This is a genomic window from Streptomyces viridochromogenes (assembly GCF_001270495.1).
GTDB lineage: Bacteria > Actinomycetota > Actinomycetes > Streptomycetales > Streptomycetaceae > Streptomyces > Streptomyces viridochromogenes_A.
The window spans coordinates 1-15,185 of sequence record NZ_LGUR01000013.1; the positions used below are offsets into that span (position 1 = coordinate 1).

Here is a 15,185-nt window from a genome sequence, read left to right on the forward strand (position 1 = left end):
CGCCCGGAGCAAGCGAACGGTTGCGCTGCGCGCAACCGTTGCGCTCACGCTCCGCGTGAGCGCCAGCCGTGCCACTGCGTGGCACGGCGTCAACTCACGGGCTGCGCCCGCGAGTTGGGCGCGCCGCGCTCCGCGCCACACGCCAGCGGCCGCGCTGCGGCCGCCCCCGCCCGAGCCCGGAACGGGGCCTCCGCTGCGCTCCAGCCCCAACACCCCAGGAGTCACGGGGAACTGGCGGGAAAAGCAGCAGTAGTAAGGAGGGGAGGGCGCGTGGCGAATCGGGGGAGCGCAGGAAGAGGTGACAGAGGGTCATGGAAGCCTGAAAGGCCAGGGCCGGAGCGGGGCCTGGAATCACGATTGACTGACCTCCCGTCAGGCTACTTTCTGGGTTTCATTGGGGCCAGACTAACAGGATTGAGCCACGGTCGAGAGGTTTTCTCGGTTGTTGCTGCTTCATTTTGAAGCATGAGATAGACTTTGGACTCAGCTAGCAGCACCACTGAGAGGTTCGGGCCTTTTGGATCAGGCTTCCTCTCAACAGATCAGTTCCGGCGATCCGGTCCCGGTGGCTTCACCGTAGCCGCTCACACATCGTCTACGTGCAGGTTTCCCGCTTCCTGCCACGTAGAAATCCCCACCGGCCTACAGGAGAAGGCAGACCGAAATGGCAGCAATGGAACTCCGCCCCCACCAGCGAGAAGCCGTGGACGCGGTACTGCGCGCCCTCGAATTGCCTGCAAGATCTCTTGTGCCGGAGGGTGGTCTCCGAACTCAGGTGATCATGGCGACCGGATCCGGCAAGAGCCTCGTGGCCACCCGGAGCGCTGAGGAGCTCCACGCGGCCCGGGTCCTGGTGCTCGTGCCCTCGCTGGATCTGCTCGCCCAGACTGAGGCCTCCTGGCGCGCTGGCGGTCGTACGGGCCCGATGATCGGGGTGTCGTCCCTGCGCGGGGACCAGGTGACCTTCCCCAACACCACGGACGTGGACGAGCTGGTCTCCTGGGTGCGGCCGTTCGACAAGGTGACCGTGTTCGCCACGTACGCCAGCCTGGGGCTCGGCACGCTGGAGCGCGCCCACGAGGCCGGCCTCCCGGGTTGGGACCTGATCATCGTGGACGAAGCCCACCGCTGTTCTGGCCGGATCGGGAAGCCGTGGGCGGTCGTGCACAACAACCAGAAGATCCCGTCCCTGCGCAGGCTGTACATGACGGCCACGCCCCGGGTGTGGCAGCTGGACGAGGACTCCGAGGGGGCCCCGGGCGAGCTGGTCGCGTCGATGGAGGACGACCCGGACGGGCCGTTCGGTGCCCGCTGCTACACGCTGACGCTGTCGGAGGCGATCGACCGGGGAATCTGTGCGCCGTACCAGGTGGTGTGCGTGGACATCACCGATACCCAGCTCCAGGCCGCCCAGCTCCTGGGCGCTGAAGGCCGTTCAGACGAGGTCCGCGGGGCCCGGCTCGCCGCTCTGCAGACCGCGCTGCTGAAGGCGTCCTCGGAGGAGAACTTCAAGCGCACGCTGGTCTTCCACCACGTCGTCAAGGAAGCCGAGGCGTTCGCGGCCGGCCTCCCCCACGTCGCCGCGCAGTTGCACGCCGCCGACCCCGAGCTGTACCCGAAGACGATCTGGGCGGACTGGCTATGCGGGGAGCACAAGCCGCTCCACCGTCGGCGTCGGCTGGGTGAGTTCGCCGCCGGGATCGCTGCGGACGGCACCGTCGTGGAGAAGTGCTTCCTGTGCTCGGTGAAGGTGCTGGGCGAGGGCGTCGACACCAAGCACTGCGACTCCGTCTACTGGGCTGACGTGCGCGGCTCCATGCCCGACCTCGTTCAGGCCGTCGGGCGGGCGCTGCGGATGCAGCCCGGCGAGGGCAAGGTGGCCAGCCTGGTCGTCCCGGTCCTGCTCGGGCCGGGCGAGACGGCCGACAACATGCTGACTTCCCGGGCGTTCGGCGGGCTGGCGAAGCTGCTGGAGGCGCTCAGGGCGCACGACGCCCGGGTGGTGGAGCAGTTGACGCAGCAGCAGGCCCCGAGCGCCTACAAGCCCGTCCAGAAGGCTGGGCAGGGCCAGGAGGGCCGGGGCGAGGGAAAGCAGTCCGGGGGTCCGTCGGCGCCCGCACGGCGGCTGCTGAAGTTCAGCACGCCGCGTGACCCGGCGCAGCTGGCCGCGTTCATCAATCTGCGGGTCCTCAACCCTGAGCACGAGCACTGGCGGCGCGGCGTGGAGGCCGCCGTTATCTACGCCCGCGAACACGGCGACCTCAAAGTCCCGTTCACGTTCCGCGTGCCCGCCGTCGACGACCAGGAGGCGGAAGCCGAGGGGTGGCCTGCCTCGCTCGCCGATTTCCCGCTGGGGCAATGGATCGCCGACAACCGCAGGTTCTACGCCCGCGGGACGCTGGACGAAGAGCGTGTCGAGCAGCTGGAGCGCCTCGGCATGGTGTGGTCGCACTACGACGTCGCGTGGGAGGAGGGCCTCGCTGCGGTGCGCGGGTGGGCTGAGGAAAATGGGCATCTGCTGGCTCCGCTGGACGCCACCTACAAGGGGGCGAAGGTGGGGATCTTTCTGAAGAACGCGCGGGCCGCCGCGCGGCGGGCTGACGAGATCGAGCAGCGGCGTGCCGAGGGGCTCCCGGTCGGGTCGTCGGCCGGCGCGCTGTCGGAGGAGCGGCGCGAGCAGCTGGAGGAGATCGACCCGTCGTGGTGCCCGGCCTGGCCGGTGGAGTGGCAGAGGGCGTTCCACCTCACCCGGCTTCACCTCGAGCAGGGCGGCGAACTGCCCACCGAGCCGGGCACGGTGCTGGTGCAGTCCGAGGATCTCGGGCGGTGGGTGCGCGCCCAGCGTCTGGGCTGGGACAAGCTCACCACTGTGCAGCAGTGGATGTGTGAGCAGGTCCTCGGGATCACCCCCGCCACTGAGGAAGAGAAGCCCCAGCCGCGCCGCACGCAGGCCGACAAGTGGGCCGCCAACCTGGCAGCCGCCAAGCAGTTCTACGAGCGCGAGGGCCACCTGAACGTCCCCCGCAAGCACGTCGAGACCGTGCTCGCAGACAAGGGATGGGAACTGCAGTTCCGGCTGGGGGCATGGGTCAGCAACCAGCGCTCGCGCGCGGCGACGCTGTCGGAGGACCGGCGCGAGCAGCTGTCCGCGATCGGGATGCGGTGGTCCTGACGAAGAGCGGGAACGCCTCGGTCGTCGCGGCGGCCGCCGTGGTGCTTCCCGCCACGGGACCCCCGGGCCTCTTTGAGCTTGGGGGTCTTGTGCTGTCGGCTGGCGGGTGGCTGCCGCCTCACACGTCCCAGCCCGTGAGTTGGTGGCGGAAGCCGTCATTGAGCCGGTCGGTCAGGATGTCCCCTTCGGGGGTCAGGACGTGAGGCTGGTGGGCTCCCATGTCGGCCAGCAGGTCGGAGACGAGGGCGCAGGCCACGACGACGGCCTCTCGCTTGTCGGTGACGATGGCGCCGAGGTCGGCTGTGGTCTGCGCAGGATTTGCGGGGAGCGGCATCGCGGGGCCGTGCTGGAAGGCGCTCTCCGATACGACCAGGCGCACGGGATCGTCGCTGCCGTCGAAGCGGTGGAGCGCGGCGGACAGCATCGCGTCGCCCGCCGCTCCGGTCTCTGCCGCCCAGGCTGCGGCAGCCTGCACCAGGGCCACGAGGTCGAGTTCAAGTCCGCGCTGGAACAGCCGCTTGGGGCCGTCGGAGTCGAACTGGTCGCTCTGGAAGTTGAGGGGCAGCGCTACGTAGAAGGCGCCGTCCTGGTGAAGCTGGCCGGTGGGATCGCCCTCGAAGCGGACCTGGCGGCGGCCGACCAGCACCGGACGGTCCGGCTGCACGCGGGTGGTCACGCCCTCGCCGGCGAACTTGTAGAACCGGTCGAAGGCTGCGTTCCGGTCTGCCTGAGTGGTCAGGGGGTAGGTGCCTCGGACGGCCGGAACCGCGGCCAGGCTCACCCAGGACGGGAAGTAGGTGACCCTGGGGCTACCGCCGTGCTCGGTACTGGTCAGGTAGGCCGACAGGTGGCCAAGGCCTGAGTCGGCGACCTGGTTCAGACGGTCGACATCGTCGGAGGCAGCCTGGAAGCGGTCGCGGTAGCGCTGGGTGATCTCGGATTCAGCGAGGGTGCGGGTCGTGGTGCCATGCCGGACGTGGACGCGGAAGTTGTAGTCGTTGCCCGGAGCGGCGACCGCGTGCGGGGCCTGGGTGCTCGGGGGCACGGTGAGCACCCAGTAGATCTTGCCCGCGTGGACGGCGGACTTCACCGGCCGTACGCCGACGTTGGGTACGACGGGCTGGATCCAGTTCGCGAGTACCGAGCGGATCCACTCTTCGCCGCGGCCCGGGACCGGGTCGAAGGGGGCCAGGGCGTGGGCGTGGTCCTGCTTGCCGTCGTCGACGCCGATGACGACCATGCCGCCGGCGGTGTTGGCCATGGCGGACACGTCCTTGGCGAGCTCCTTCTTGCCCGCGTCGGTGCCCTGGTAGAAGTCCTTCTTCCAGTCGAGGTCGACGCTCTCAGGGATCTGGCTGTCGACCGCACGCTGCAGATCGTCCTCGGTGAGGTCGTCAGGGTGTTGTCCCAGGGCGGCGGTGAGCCGTGCGGGCAGGGCCATCGGTACTCCAGTGTGTTCACCACGTGCTGCTGACAATCGCCAGCCAGATCACGCTAAACGGGATCACCGGGCCGTCACCACGCATTTCCGGTACTGAGCCCGCCGACGCGCAACCAGGGCGATCACGTCCCCGCTCCCCGGGGTGCCACGGTGCTCCGGTCAGCGGTCCATGGCGGGCAGGTGGGCCAGGCCGGCGTCGAGCATGATGCGGTCGACGGTCTCGTGCAGGGCGCTGTCGGCGCTGATGACGGTCTCGAGTCCGTCGGGCAGCAGGTCGCGCGGCCGGTACCAGTCGCGCAGCTGGGTCTCGTTGACCTCATCGGCGATCGGCTTGGTGGCGTGCCGGGTGAGGGTTTCGTCGAACGGCGCGTCCAGGTAGTAGCCGTGCGTCGGACCACGGTGGTCGGCGCGCAGCTGGGCGAGCATGTCGCCGTAGCGGTCGGCGTAGAGGATGCCTTCGACCACGACGTGGAATCCGGCGTCCAGGGCGTAGCGGGCCGTCAGGTCGATCAGACCGATATTCGCGGCGCCGGGCCGATCGTGCTCGCGAAGCACGACTCGGCGGAGGTTGTCCTGGCCAACCAGGGCCAGGCCGCGGCCGAACCCCTCGCGCAGGCCGGCCGCGACGGACGACTTCCCCGAGGCACTGTTGCCGCGCAGCACGATCAGCCGGGTTTCTTCAGTTCCCACCATCACGGCGGTCACGCTACCGACGGCCGGTGACAGCACCTGGGACGTTCCGGGACGGCGTCGAAGTCGACGCCCGGACGGGATGGCGCTCGTGGAGGTAGCGCGGATGGATCCGCGGGCCTGGCCCGATGTGCGTGATCCGGGCTCGGTTGAGGAGATCCGGGAGGCCTTTGGGCGGCGGTGCTGGATCCAGTACATGCCGCACGCCGGAGCGATCGAGGTCCGTGACATCGGGTGGGCGGGCTGATCACTATCCGTCCCGGTCGGTCTTCGGGGGGTTCTTTGGGGGGTGCCGGGCGGATCGTGCCTCCTCAACGCTCTATGGCCCGGCCGGCGCGTGGGTCAGCGCGCCGAGCTCAGTGGCATGACTCTGCGGTACGTCGGCACTGCGATCGCCGCGACCGCGACGTGCATCACGAGCAGCGCCACCACACCGGTCACTTCACCCTCGCCGAACAGGAAAAAGTCCGGCACGAAGGACAACACGACGACCGACGGGACGAGTCGGCGGAGCAGCCGTTCGGGATCGGGGGAGAACCTGCGGACGAGGGTCCACCCGACGGATCCTCCCAGCACTCCCAGCGCGGTCAGAGAGACGTACCTCGATGGCTCCAACTGGCTGAAGTCGTCCGGTGCACCGAGCGCGTGCGCCAGTACGGCGATCAACGCGTTCACCAGCGAGGACAGCAGGAAGGCGACGAGCACACCTCCCGCCACCATGATCGGACCCCGACGGGTGGGGAGCGTCTCAGAGACACGGGACATGGCAACTCCAAACGGATGTGAGGGACATTGGTCAGTTCTTGGGGCTACTGGTGGCATCCACTTGCTGAAGGAGCCGGCCGACGTCGACGCCGTCACGCCTGTCGGCCGCGCGCCGTGTCGTAGCCACGAGGTAGGCGACGGCAACGGCGAAAACCAGCAGCGCGGTCCAGTTGTTCAGGCGCAGGCCGAGGATGTGGTGGGCCTCGTCCACCCGCAGGTACTCGATCCAGAAGCGACCTGCGGCGTACGCGGCGGCGTACAGCGCGAACGCCCGCCCCCGGTCGAGACGGAAACGGCGATCCGCCCACAGGACCAGGGCGACCACGCCAAGACACCACAACGACTCGTACAGGAACGCCGGGTGATACGTGGCCAGGTTCGGGGTGGCCTCAGGCCGGTGCGCGGGGTCGATCTCCAGGGCCCAGGGGAGAGTGGTGGCCCGCCCGTAGAGCTCCTGGTTGAACCAGTTGCCCCAGCGGCCGATGGCCTGGCCCAGTGCGATGCCGGGAGCGACGGCGTCGGCGAACGCGGACAGGGCAACGCCGCTACGGCGGCAGCCGATCCAGGCTCCGACGGCCCCACCGGCGATGGCGCCCCAGATACCGATGCCTCCGTCCCAGATGAAAAGGGCCTTGACCGGATCGCCGCCCTTGCCGAAGTACAGCTCGCCGGACGTGATCACGTGGTAGAGGCGGGCACCGACGACACCGAATGGAACCGCCCACAGGGCGATGTCCGCCACGACGGTCTTCTCTCCGCCGCGAGCGGCCCAGCGGCGGCCGCCCAGCCACACCGCGGCGGTGATTCCGAGGATCAGCATCAGTGAGTAGCCGCGCAGGGGGAGCGGGCCCAGGTGGACCTCGCCGATGGACGGGCTGGGAATGAAGGCCAGGAGCACTGGTGGTTCCTCACAAGGGGCGGTGGGGCAGCAGGCCATCGGCTGCGGGGCCGATCGTCGCCGCCCGCGCCTCTCACGCACATCGACCGATCGACGCGCCCTGCATCCACCGATCGGTGGACCGGCCCCCACTGGCCGGCTGATTCTCCCGCTACGCGGCTGCGCCTACTCTGAGGGCCATGGCACTGCGACAGGCGTGGGAGTGGGAGCGGTGGAAGGCCATGGGTCAGCACGCCTTCTTCGCCACCGTGCTCGCCCTGTCCGTGCCGGGTGCGCTGGCCGGGGCGGGTATGACGACCGGCGCGGCGCTGTCGCGGATCGGCCTGGCGGTGGGGCTCGCCCTTTGGTACGCGTACTGGATCGCGCTGCGCGGTGGCGCCGACCGCCCGCCGCTGCCCTACCTCGTCGGAGCCTTGTCCGGGTGGGCGTTCATGGCCGTGGTGGACCCCGCGTTCCTCCCGGTCGCCGTGGCGGTGCTGAGCCCTTACTGGCTGAGGCGGGCCTGGTGGTCGGCCGGCGGGGTGCTGGTGCTGGGCGCCGGCTGGTCATGGCAGAGCCTGACCACGGACGGCTCCGTCGACGTACGGGCGCTCACGGGCTGCGTGCTCGCTACCGCGGTGGCGGTCACGATCACCTGCTACGTCGCCACCCTCGACCATGAGAGTCACAAGCGGCAGCGGCTCCTGGACGAGCTCACCGCCACCCAGGCGGAACGAGCGGCAGCGGAACGTCAGGCGGGCACCCTGGCCGAACGTCAGCGCCTGGCCCGCGAGGTCCACGACACGCTCACCCAGGGGTTCGCGTCCATCGCCATGCTGCTGGACGCCGCACGCGACGACCTGCCACCCGACTCCCCTGCGGCCCGCCGCGTCGAGCATGCCATGCGCACGGCCCGGGACAACCTCGCAGAGAGCCGCCGCCTCGTGCACGCTCTTCGCCCGGCGCCACTGGACCGCACGCACCTGGCAGAGGCGGTCCGCGAACTCACCGCCCGGCTCGCGGAGGAGACCGGCACCGAGGCCTACACGGTCGTGACCGGCCGCCCGGCCGCCCTGCCTCCCAGTACCGAGGGCGAGTTGCTGCGGGTCGTGCAGGAGGCACTGACCAACGCCCGGCGGCACGCCCGCGCGATGAGTGTCTCGGTCACGCTGTCGTACCTTGGCGACGTCCTGGCGATCGACATCCAGGACGACGGCACCGGGTTCGCACCCGTTGCCCGGCATACGGGCGTTGGCCTGACCACCATGCGGGAGCGCATTGCCGCCTTGCACGGCACGTTCACGGTGGAAAGCGCCCCGGGCGAGGGTACGACCGTCGCCGTCACGGTGCCACTCCCGGCCGAGCCTTCCGCCTCCGGACCCTCAGCCGTGTCGGGCACCGAGCGGATGGCCCCGGCGTCATGAGGACTTCGACCGGTCCCACGATCCGGGTCCTCCTCGCCGACGACCACCCCGTGGTCCGTGACGGGCTTGCCGCCATGCTCTCCACCCAGCCCGATTTCACGGTCGTCGGCGAAGCCGCCACCGGCGCCGAGGCACTGCGCCAGACCGCCGCACTCGCACCCGACGTCGTGCTGATGGACCTGCAGATGCCCGGCATGGACGGCACGACCGCGACCGCCGCCATCCGTGCCGCCCACCCCGAGGTGCGGGTACTCATCCTGACCACCTACGACACGGACGCCGACATCACTGCCGCCGTCGACGCCGGCGCAGTCGGCTACCTGCTCAAGGACACCGGACGACACGAGCTCTGCGAGGCCGTTCAGACCGCGGCTCGGGGAGGCGCGGCACTGTCGCCCACCGTGGCCGCCAAGGTCCTCGCCCATATGCGCGGCGACCGGGGCGCCGGCTTGTCCGGCCGGGAACTCGAAGTCCTGTCCGCCGTGGCCCGGGGGCAGAGCAACAAACAGATCGCCCGTGCCCTGCGCCTGTCCGAGGCCACGGTCAAGACCCATCTGCTGCACATCTACACCAAGCTCGACGTCGGCGACCGGACCGCCGCTGTCACCGCCGCACTTGGCCGAGGAATCATCCGCATGGACTGAAGGCCTTGCTGGAGTGTTGCTCGGCGGTACGGCGAGAGGCCGAGGAGTTCCGTCAGTCGGTCCTCTACCGAGTAGAACTAGGCGGTGCCCGGGCCGGTTTGTGAAAGGCGGACCATGGCGCGGTAGAGGGCGGTGGGCCTCGGGGCGTCGGGCAGCGGGGGGATCGGCGCGCCGGGCGCGGCGTAGGAGCGGAGCATGTGGCCGACGAGGCGGCGCCAGGTGTCGGGGGCGGCGTCGCCGGTGGCGGTGACGACTCCGGCGTTGGCGATGAGCAGGATGACGACGTCCTGGTGAGTGAAGTCCTCGCGCAGGTGCCCGGTGTCCTTGGCGCGGGTGATGAGCTCGAGCAGCCGCTCGTACGCCTCGGCGCGGCGGGCCTCCAGCGCCTTGGCGGCGGGGAAGGTCATGGTCAGGACGTCGGCGAAGCCGCGGTCGGCGGCCTGCATGGCGCAGACGGCGTGGAGGTAGCCGATGAAGCCGTGCCAGGGGTCGGGGTCGGCCAGTGCCTCGGCGACGGCGTCGGCGTAGGCATCCATGCGATCGGCGAAGACCGCGTTGACGAGTTCCTCCCGGGTGGCGAAGCGCCGGCCGAGCGTGGCCTTGCCGACGCCTGCCTCGCGGGCGACCGAGGCCATGGAGACGCCGAGTCCTTCGGTGGCGTAGAGGCGGCGGGCAGCGGCCAGGATGCGGCAGCGGTTGCGTTCGGCGTCGGCGCGCAGTCCCGGGCCGGGCTGCTGGCCTGGCGTCTGGTCCGAAGGTGGCGAGGTCATACCCCCACTCTACCCAAGTGGAACGGTCGGCCCGTTTCTGCTGTACGGTGTGCGACAGTGAAAGTGGGACGCCTGGCCCACTTACTTGAAAGGACTTCACCATGCCCAGCATCGCCATCGTCGGAGCCGGCCCCGGAATGGGCCTCGCCATCGCCCGCACCTTCGGCTCGCGCGGCTACGACGTCGCTCTCATCGCCCGCAACCGCGCCAAGCTCGACGACCTCGTCGGCCGGCTCACCGCCGAGGGCATCACCGCCGCCGCGTTCCCGGCGGACGTGCGCGACCACGACGCGCTGACCCAGGCCCTCAAGGACGCCGCCACCCGCTTCGGCGGCATCGACGTCCTGGAGCACTCCCCCGCTCCCAGCATCGCCTCCGTGAACCTCACCTCCCCGTCCCAGACCAGCCCCTCCGATGTACAGGGATGGATCGACTTCCTGCTCAACAGCGCCATCACCGCCACCCAGGCCGTCCTGCCCGCCATGCGTGAGGCCGGCGCGGGCACCCTGCTCTTCACCAACGGCGCCGGCTCAGTCGACCCCATCCCGATGCTCGGCAACGTCAACCCCGCCCAGGCGGCGCTGCGCAACTGGGCGCTCAACCTGCACAAGGAGCTGGCCGGCACCGGTATCCAGGCCGCGCACGTCGCCATCGGCGTGTGGATCGGCGCGGGCGGCCCTCCCGAAATCCCGACCGCCGAGGCCGAGGACATCGCCCCTCTCTACTGGGACCTGCACACCCAACGCGACGAAGCCGAGCGCGTCTTCACCGTCTGACGCCTCCCAGCTCTCCCCCGTTGAATCCTGACCCGCTCACTCCTCATCCGCCGCGGCGGATCCGAAGAAGAAGGTCTCCGCTCCGATGAACGTGTTCCTGTGGATCCTGCAGGGCGTCCTCGCCGCGCTGTTCGTGGCCGCCGGCGTCACCAAGTCCATCCAGCCCCGCGAGAAGCTCATATCCCAGCTGCCGTGGGTCAGTGACGTCTCGACACCCGTGGTGCGTCTGATCGGCGTCGCCGAACTCGCCGGCGCCCTCGGGCTGATCCTGCCGGGCGCTTTCGACATCGCCACCGTGCTCACCCCGCTGGCCGCCACCGGCCTGGCTGTGATCATGGTCCTGGCCATGGGCCTCCACGCCCGCCGCAAGGAGCCGCAGGCCATCGGGTTCAACGCGCTCCTGCTCATCGTCGCCGCGGTCATCATGTGGGGCCGGTTCGGGCCCCACTCCTTCTGACCACCCGGTCCCCCGCCCCTTCACAGCGGCCCGGCCCGCGACCACGCCGGCCGGGCCGCAAGGCGAGGTCGTACTCGGCCGCCGGACTGATCAGGAACGGCTGGCCTTCGGGCACGCCCAGGTCATCCAGCCGCTGATCCAGACCGTCGAACAGCGCATTGAACTCCCGTATGAATGGGCTCACTTCCCTCGGCCACGCGAGGTCTCGCCGGGTGAAGTGCACCCGCCACCCTGTGTTCGACATGATGCTGGCCGATAGCCGTGGACAGCTCAACAGCGCATAACCGAAGGTCGACGGCCACCGGACCGTGCTGTGGCGCACCGAGGACGTCGTCCGACTGCAGTCGCGGACCGGCCGCGACGTCACCGCGCTCTGGATGGATTTGGCCGTGGCCGCCATGAACCTGCCGCCCGGCGTGATGCATCGACGAGCTGGGCTATATGGAGCTGGACCGCAGGGGCGCTGAGCTGCTGTTCCAGGTTCTGACGGAACGTGAGGAGAAGAACAGCGTCGCCATCGCCTCGAACGAGAGTTTCAGCGGCTGGACCAAGACCTTCACCGACCCCCGGCTCTGCGCGGCCATCGTCGACCGGCTCACCTTCGGCGGCAACCTCATCCAGACCGGCACCGAATCCTACCGACTCGCCCTCACCCAGGCCCGAGCCGCAGCACAGAACGCCACCGGGTGACCAGGCCGCTGCGGCAACGCCGTTTACACGCGAGGCGGACCAGCGTCGACGACCGTCATCGACAGATTCAGCGGGTCGAAGTGAATCAGTGACTCCAGCCACCAGGTCATGCCAGCCTGAGTGAGTCCCTTGAGGTCCACGGTCTTGTCTTCCTGCCACGCGGGGCTTGCGTTGCCACGCACGGCGATGTCGAACGGCCGGTCGGCCGGCAGCCCGGAGCGGTGCAACTCCTGGCGGATGTCGGCGATCTCCTCGGGGATCAGCTCGTGATCATCCCGGTTAGGAAAGATCCCGTCGCAGTTGGCGGCACGGCTGATCACCCGCGGGTTGTTGGTGGAACTGGCCATCCAGACCGGAATGCGATGCGGTTCTGGTTCCGTGGCCGCCAGGTGCACCTGATAATGCGGGCCGCCGTGCTGGATCGCCTCACCAGCCCACATCGCCCGCATCAACTCAAGCCCCTCGGTCAGCATCGCCGAGCGGGTCGCCAATTCAGTGGGCTCCCCGAAGCTGCTGAAATCACCGGACTCGTCGACGCCCACTCCGGTGCCGACAATAAGCCGCCCCTGGGAGAGCCTGCTGACGGTGGACGCGTGCCGGGCGACCATCCACGGCCGGCGCCGGGCCAACGGCGTGACCGTCGGGCCGAGCAGCAGATTCTCGGTGGCGTGCGCGATCGCGGCCAACGTGGTCCAGGGATCAGCGATCGGCATCGCCTCGGTGACCACGTGATCCCACAGGAACACACCGTCCCACCCCGCGGCCTCCGCTCGCACCGCCAGTTCGACGAGGACGTTGGGGTCGCCGAACGGGCCGAACGGCGGAAGGTAGATACCGAAGCGCAGGTTCTCGTTCATGGGGACCTTCTCCAGGGCTGGCTGCTGGGACGAGGGCGGATCAGACGGCGATCCACCCTGTTCAGTCTGGAGGGCCGACTTCGCGGCGTGTGAATTGGGTCACCGGTCAGCACAGAGCAGCAAGACGTGCGGGCAGAGCCTCGCCGAACTCGACTGGCAAACCACCCACGGTGGACGGCGAAGCCGAGGACGAACGACCTTGACGCCCTGCACACGCCGACACTGAGCAGGGGCCCACCCGCCCATGCCCGGTGTCAGTTCTCATCGACATTTTCTGCCCCTGTGATCACCAAGTGCTGCCCAAACTCGGTGATAAGCGGTGTCGCAGGCCAGTTACGAGGCCAGGCGGCAGACCGATACCGAAGTAACGCCTCAGATCCACCACGGCCTGAGGATCGGCGATGAAGGCACCCATCAGTTCCACGAGGGGCTTCGGGGCGCCAACGAAAGACATCGCGGCGAACGGGGACCGTACAAGGTGAGGCGGAGTCGAGCACGAGGGCCAGACGGCTATCCCTCCGGTCAGGTACTTCGGTGCCAAGGTGGCTGTCGTGTGCGACACCGACGACTGCTTCGCCGTCTACCTGGCGGTGGAGACCGGCGACGACGAAGACGCGCGCTCCGCCTCTGAGGTCTCGCAGCTGGCGCGCGACGCCGCGCAAGGCGAGGGGTGCGTGGTCAGCTTCGGCTTCCGCCAGCCGGTGACCCACGCCCCTCGTCACCGTGGTACGCCTGCGCTGGTGGTCGGGGCTGTGGTCGACCCGGTCGCGATCATCACGACACTGCCGGACCGTTGCCGATCACGTGGACGAGGACTCCGAACTGCCCCAGCAGTTGTACGGCCTGCTCCTGCTCTGCTTCGGCCAGGGCCTGCGGCACCATCCGCAGCAGCTCCGCGAAGCGGTCCTCGATGCCCGGTACTTCCAGTGCGGCCGCGCACGCCGCCGGCACCGCCTCGAGCCGCTCCCGCACCCGGTCGGGGTCGGGCTCTTCGCCTCCAGGACGTCGCGGTACGGCACCCACAGCTGGTCTCCGAGCATGTTGGCCGCTGCCAGGTCCGGCGGCCGGATCAGCCACCGTCCGTCCTGCAGCGCCCGCCCGGCCTCGCGCAGCGCATCCACCAGAGGGGAAGTCATCATGCACGCGACCCTAGCCGTGGCGGGCCGACCAGCCGCCCGCGCGGCCCCCGCCGTACAGCGGCGCCGACCACGCAGGGATGAATGGGCGCTGGCGCAACCGGGTTGGCTCCGACCAGCCGGTCGGCCGCCGTTCCGGTGGATCCTGGCCACGCCATACAGTGCCGACCACGGGAGACATTCACATGCCGGCATACGACGTGGCCAAGCGCATCGCTGAGGCCCGTGGCTGGTCCTGCACCCCGCAGCCCTTCTCCAGCGGGCAGGCCCGCCTGATGGTGCACGAGGAACAGCGCTGGCTCGGGGTGACGGCCATGCAGGCGCAGTCGGTGACGTACGGGGCCAACGACGTCGTGCTGCTACACGCCGGCGACATCCGCGAAGACGGCACGCCCGCCTCACCGGTCACGGAGACCTCTGCCCAGTCCAAGGACATGGAGGGCCTGCTGAGGGAACTCCAGCGGATGTGGGAGCTCTGGGAGCGCCTGGGCGAGAACGACCGCAAGGCGCTGTAGCCGCACGGGGCGGCCACGGCGTAACGCTGGGGCCGTGCTGTCGTTGGACAACGCAACTCCATATGCCGGGCCCCAGGGATGTCGGATCTCCCCGGGGCCCGTGGTGTGTCCGAAGCGACGGCGACACCGAAGAGGCGTGCCGCCGTACAGTCGCCGCGCTCACCGCGCTGCCGGACGGCTACCGCATCGGCCTGGTCCGCCGCCGCGCCCTGGACCTGTACGAGGCGATCCCCACCGAGCACCACCGCGAGCGCGCCGTAAGGGAGTTACCGGACGGCCTGGCCACCTGACTCGATTGTCTCGTCACCTGGCACGCCCAGGTTGATCGCGGCTACAGCTCTCGTTCTGGGCCCAGTCGGCAGCCGCTTGCGTCAGCCGCCCAAAGTGGGGCCACGGCTTCTGGCCGTTCACGTCGCGAAACTGCAGGAAGAGATTCGCGGGCTCCTGCAGCTCTACCAGCACGTGGCCCCATTCAGCCATCACAAGGTCCTGCTCTACGTACTTCTGCTCCACATACAGCCCGAGCGTGTCGAGCATGGCCAGCGCGCCTACAGCAGCGCGGGCCAGCTCTTCATTTGAGTTTCCCAGCCGCCTAGCCTTCGGCTCAGACCGGCACTTCTCTCTGATGACCCGGCGGCCTCGAATCTGCTCCGTGTCGCACAGCTTCTCGTGCAGCGAAAGGAAGAGGTCACGCCGGTTGAGGTTCTTTGCCTGCTGCTCCGATTCTTCGTGTGTCTTCTGGCTGAAGCTGTGGGCGCGCCATGCCACCACCACGGAGGCAATGGCTGCCAGTGCAGAGAACACAGAGATGATGAGAGCGGCTTCAGCCATACCGAAACGTGATCACGCGCCCGGCCCTGTGGCCAATCGGGTTGCGCCAGACGGACTCGGAGGGAAGCTCGGTTCAGCGGCGACCGGATCTGCTGGACGTGCACGGCACTGTTCGTCCTCGTCCGCGCGCCCGCCGAGCG

At 69.3% G+C, this 15,185-nt stretch carries 16 protein-coding genes and 1 pseudogene; 9 read left to right on the forward strand and 8 right to left on the reverse strand.

Annotated elements, in window-relative coordinates; all coding sequences use genetic code 11:
* Positions 1 to 664: 664 nt before the first annotated feature.
* The gene (locus tag ADK36_RS03640) at positions 665 to 3,172 is read left to right on the forward strand and encodes a DEAD/DEAH box helicase (RefSeq protein WP_234329663.1); all 2,508 of its coding nucleotides are present in this window, start codon (positions 665 to 667) and stop codon (positions 3,170 to 3,172) included.
* Positions 3,173 to 3,290: 118 nt separating this feature from the next.
* Here ADK36_RS03640 and ADK36_RS49395 read toward each other — a convergent pair whose 3' ends face one another.
* On the reverse strand, positions 3,291 to 4,613 hold the full coding sequence (locus tag ADK36_RS49395) for an AlbA family DNA-binding domain-containing protein (protein ID WP_199830099.1): 1,323 nt from the start codon (positions 4,611 to 4,613) through the stop codon (positions 3,291 to 3,293).
* Between the two features lie 159 nt (positions 4,614 to 4,772).
* A complete protein-coding gene (locus ADK36_RS03655; RefSeq protein ID WP_053196356.1) occupies positions 4,773 to 5,306 on the reverse strand; it encodes an AAA family ATPase in 534 nt (177 codons plus the stop codon).
* Between ADK36_RS03655 and ADK36_RS49925 the strand changes: the two genes are divergently transcribed.
* Positions 5,305 to 5,550 carry a hypothetical protein gene (locus ADK36_RS49925; RefSeq protein ID WP_048587209.1) on the forward strand — a complete coding sequence of 82 codons (246 nt, stop codon included), beginning with the start codon at positions 5,305 to 5,307 and terminating at the stop codon, positions 5,548 to 5,550. The genes ADK36_RS03655 and ADK36_RS49925 overlap by 2 nt on opposite strands.
* A 95-nt stretch (positions 5,551 to 5,645) precedes the next feature.
* On the opposite strand, the gene ADK36_RS03665 is transcribed toward ADK36_RS49925, so the two are convergent.
* A complete protein-coding gene (locus ADK36_RS03665; RefSeq protein WP_053084782.1) occupies positions 5,646 to 6,068 on the reverse strand; it encodes a DUF6069 family protein in 423 nt (140 codons plus the stop codon).
* Between the two features lie 31 nt (positions 6,069 to 6,099).
* Positions 6,100 to 6,966: a prolipoprotein diacylglyceryl transferase gene (lgt, locus tag ADK36_RS03670; protein WP_078942566.1), complete on the reverse strand. Its 867-nt coding sequence runs from the start codon at positions 6,964 to 6,966 to the stop codon at positions 6,100 to 6,102.
* A 179-nt stretch (positions 6,967 to 7,145) separates the two neighbouring features.
* Here lgt and ADK36_RS03675 point away from each other — a divergent pair, with 179 nt between their 5' ends.
* Together ADK36_RS03675 and ADK36_RS03680 are read left to right on the forward strand one after the other, a co-directional pair.
* Positions 7,146 to 8,369 carry a sensor histidine kinase gene (locus tag ADK36_RS03675; protein WP_053084781.1) on the forward strand — a complete coding sequence of 408 codons (1,224 nt, stop codon included), beginning with the start codon at positions 7,146 to 7,148 and terminating at the stop codon, positions 8,367 to 8,369.
* Positions 8,366 to 9,013: a response regulator gene (locus ADK36_RS03680; RefSeq protein WP_053196344.1), complete on the forward strand. Its 648-nt coding sequence runs from the start codon at positions 8,366 to 8,368 to the stop codon at positions 9,011 to 9,013. Before ADK36_RS03675 ends, ADK36_RS03680 begins: the two co-directional genes overlap by 4 nt.
* Positions 9,014 to 9,090: 77 nt before the next feature.
* Here ADK36_RS03680 and ADK36_RS03685 read toward each other — a convergent pair whose 3' ends face one another.
* Positions 9,091 to 9,783, reverse strand: coding sequence for a TetR/AcrR family transcriptional regulator (locus ADK36_RS03685; protein ID WP_048587201.1), 693 nt, complete (start codon positions 9,781 to 9,783; stop codon positions 9,091 to 9,093).
* A 101-nt stretch (positions 9,784 to 9,884) separates the two neighbouring features.
* Between ADK36_RS03685 and ADK36_RS03690 the strand changes: the two genes are divergently transcribed.
* From ADK36_RS03690 to ADK36_RS03700, 3 genes and pseudogenes are all read left to right on the forward strand, one after another.
* Positions 9,885 to 10,559, forward strand: coding sequence for an SDR family NAD(P)-dependent oxidoreductase (locus tag ADK36_RS03690; protein ID WP_048587200.1), 675 nt, complete (start codon positions 9,885 to 9,887; stop codon positions 10,557 to 10,559).
* An 85-nt stretch (positions 10,560 to 10,644) separates the two neighbouring features.
* Positions 10,645 to 11,016, forward strand: coding sequence for a DoxX family protein (locus ADK36_RS03695; RefSeq protein WP_053196346.1), 372 nt, complete (start codon positions 10,645 to 10,647; stop codon positions 11,014 to 11,016).
* A gap of 423 nt (positions 11,017 to 11,439) precedes the next feature.
* Positions 11,440 to 11,706, forward strand: a pseudogene (locus ADK36_RS03700) (ATP-binding protein); the annotation flags it as partial.
* A gap of 23 nt (positions 11,707 to 11,729) precedes the next feature.
* On the opposite strand, the gene ADK36_RS03705 reads toward ADK36_RS03700, so the two are convergent.
* Together ADK36_RS03705 and ADK36_RS48675 are read right to left on the reverse strand one after the other, a co-directional pair.
* Complete coding sequence (locus tag ADK36_RS03705; RefSeq protein ID WP_048587197.1) at positions 11,730 to 12,563, reverse strand: LLM class flavin-dependent oxidoreductase; 834 nt, start codon at positions 12,561 to 12,563, stop codon at positions 11,730 to 11,732.
* A gap of 774 nt (positions 12,564 to 13,337) precedes the next feature.
* Entirely contained in the window at positions 13,338 to 13,586 is a 249-nt protein-coding gene (locus ADK36_RS48675; RefSeq protein WP_159391083.1) for a hypothetical protein, read from the reverse strand.
* A 298-nt stretch (positions 13,587 to 13,884) separates the two neighbouring features.
* On the opposite strand from ADK36_RS48675, the gene ADK36_RS03715 reads away from it, so the two are divergent.
* Together ADK36_RS03715 and ADK36_RS03720 are read left to right on the forward strand one after the other, a co-directional pair.
* Positions 13,885 to 14,214 (forward strand): hypothetical protein, encoded by a 330-nt coding sequence (locus ADK36_RS03715; RefSeq protein ID WP_053196350.1) that lies wholly within the window; start codon positions 13,885 to 13,887, stop codon positions 14,212 to 14,214.
* 62 nt (positions 14,215 to 14,276) lie between these two features.
* Positions 14,277 to 14,504: a hypothetical protein gene (locus tag ADK36_RS03720; protein WP_053196352.1), complete on the forward strand. Its 228-nt coding sequence runs from the start codon at positions 14,277 to 14,279 to the stop codon at positions 14,502 to 14,504.
* Between the two features lie 13 nt (positions 14,505 to 14,517).
* Here ADK36_RS03720 and ADK36_RS03725 read toward each other — a convergent pair whose 3' ends face one another.
* Entirely contained in the window at positions 14,518 to 15,045 is a 528-nt protein-coding gene (locus ADK36_RS03725; RefSeq protein WP_053196354.1) for a hypothetical protein, read from the reverse strand.
* Positions 15,046 to 15,185 lie beyond the last annotated feature (140 nt).

Bases quoted from the DNA above. Each gene is read 5' to 3' on its own strand.
- ADK36_RS03640 (WP_234329663.1), top strand. From the start codon at position 665: ATGGCAGCAATGGAACTCCGCCCCCACCAGCGAGAAGCCGTGGACGCG.
- ADK36_RS49395 (WP_199830099.1), bottom strand. From the start codon at position 4,613: ATGGCCCTGCCCGCACGGCTCACCGCCGCCCTGGGACAACACCCTGAC.
- ADK36_RS03655 (WP_053196356.1), bottom strand. From the start codon at position 5,306: ATGGTGGGAACTGAAGAAACCCGGCTGATCGTGCTGCGCGGCAACAGT.
- ADK36_RS03665 (WP_053084782.1), bottom strand. From the start codon at position 6,068: ATGTCCCGTGTCTCTGAGACGCTCCCCACCCGTCGGGGTCCGATCATG.
- ADK36_RS03675 (WP_053084781.1), top strand. From the start codon at position 7,146: ATGGCACTGCGACAGGCGTGGGAGTGGGAGCGGTGGAAGGCCATGGGT.
- ADK36_RS03680 (WP_053196344.1), top strand. From the start codon at position 8,366: ATGAGGACTTCGACCGGTCCCACGATCCGGGTCCTCCTCGCCGACGAC.
- ADK36_RS03685 (WP_048587201.1), bottom strand. From the start codon at position 9,783: ATGACCTCGCCACCTTCGGACCAGACGCCAGGCCAGCAGCCCGGCCCG.
- ADK36_RS03690 (WP_048587200.1), top strand. From the start codon at position 9,885: ATGCCCAGCATCGCCATCGTCGGAGCCGGCCCCGGAATGGGCCTCGCC.
- ADK36_RS03695 (WP_053196346.1), top strand. From the start codon at position 10,645: ATGAACGTGTTCCTGTGGATCCTGCAGGGCGTCCTCGCCGCGCTGTTC.
- ADK36_RS03705 (WP_048587197.1), bottom strand. From the start codon at position 12,563: ATGAACGAGAACCTGCGCTTCGGTATCTACCTTCCGCCGTTCGGCCCG.
- ADK36_RS03715 (WP_053196350.1), top strand. From the start codon at position 13,885: ATGCCGGCATACGACGTGGCCAAGCGCATCGCTGAGGCCCGTGGCTGG.
- ADK36_RS03720 (WP_053196352.1), top strand. From the start codon at position 14,277: ATGCCGGGCCCCAGGGATGTCGGATCTCCCCGGGGCCCGTGGTGTGTC.
- ADK36_RS03725 (WP_053196354.1), bottom strand. From the start codon at position 15,045: ATGGCTGAAGCCGCTCTCATCATCTCTGTGTTCTCTGCACTGGCAGCC.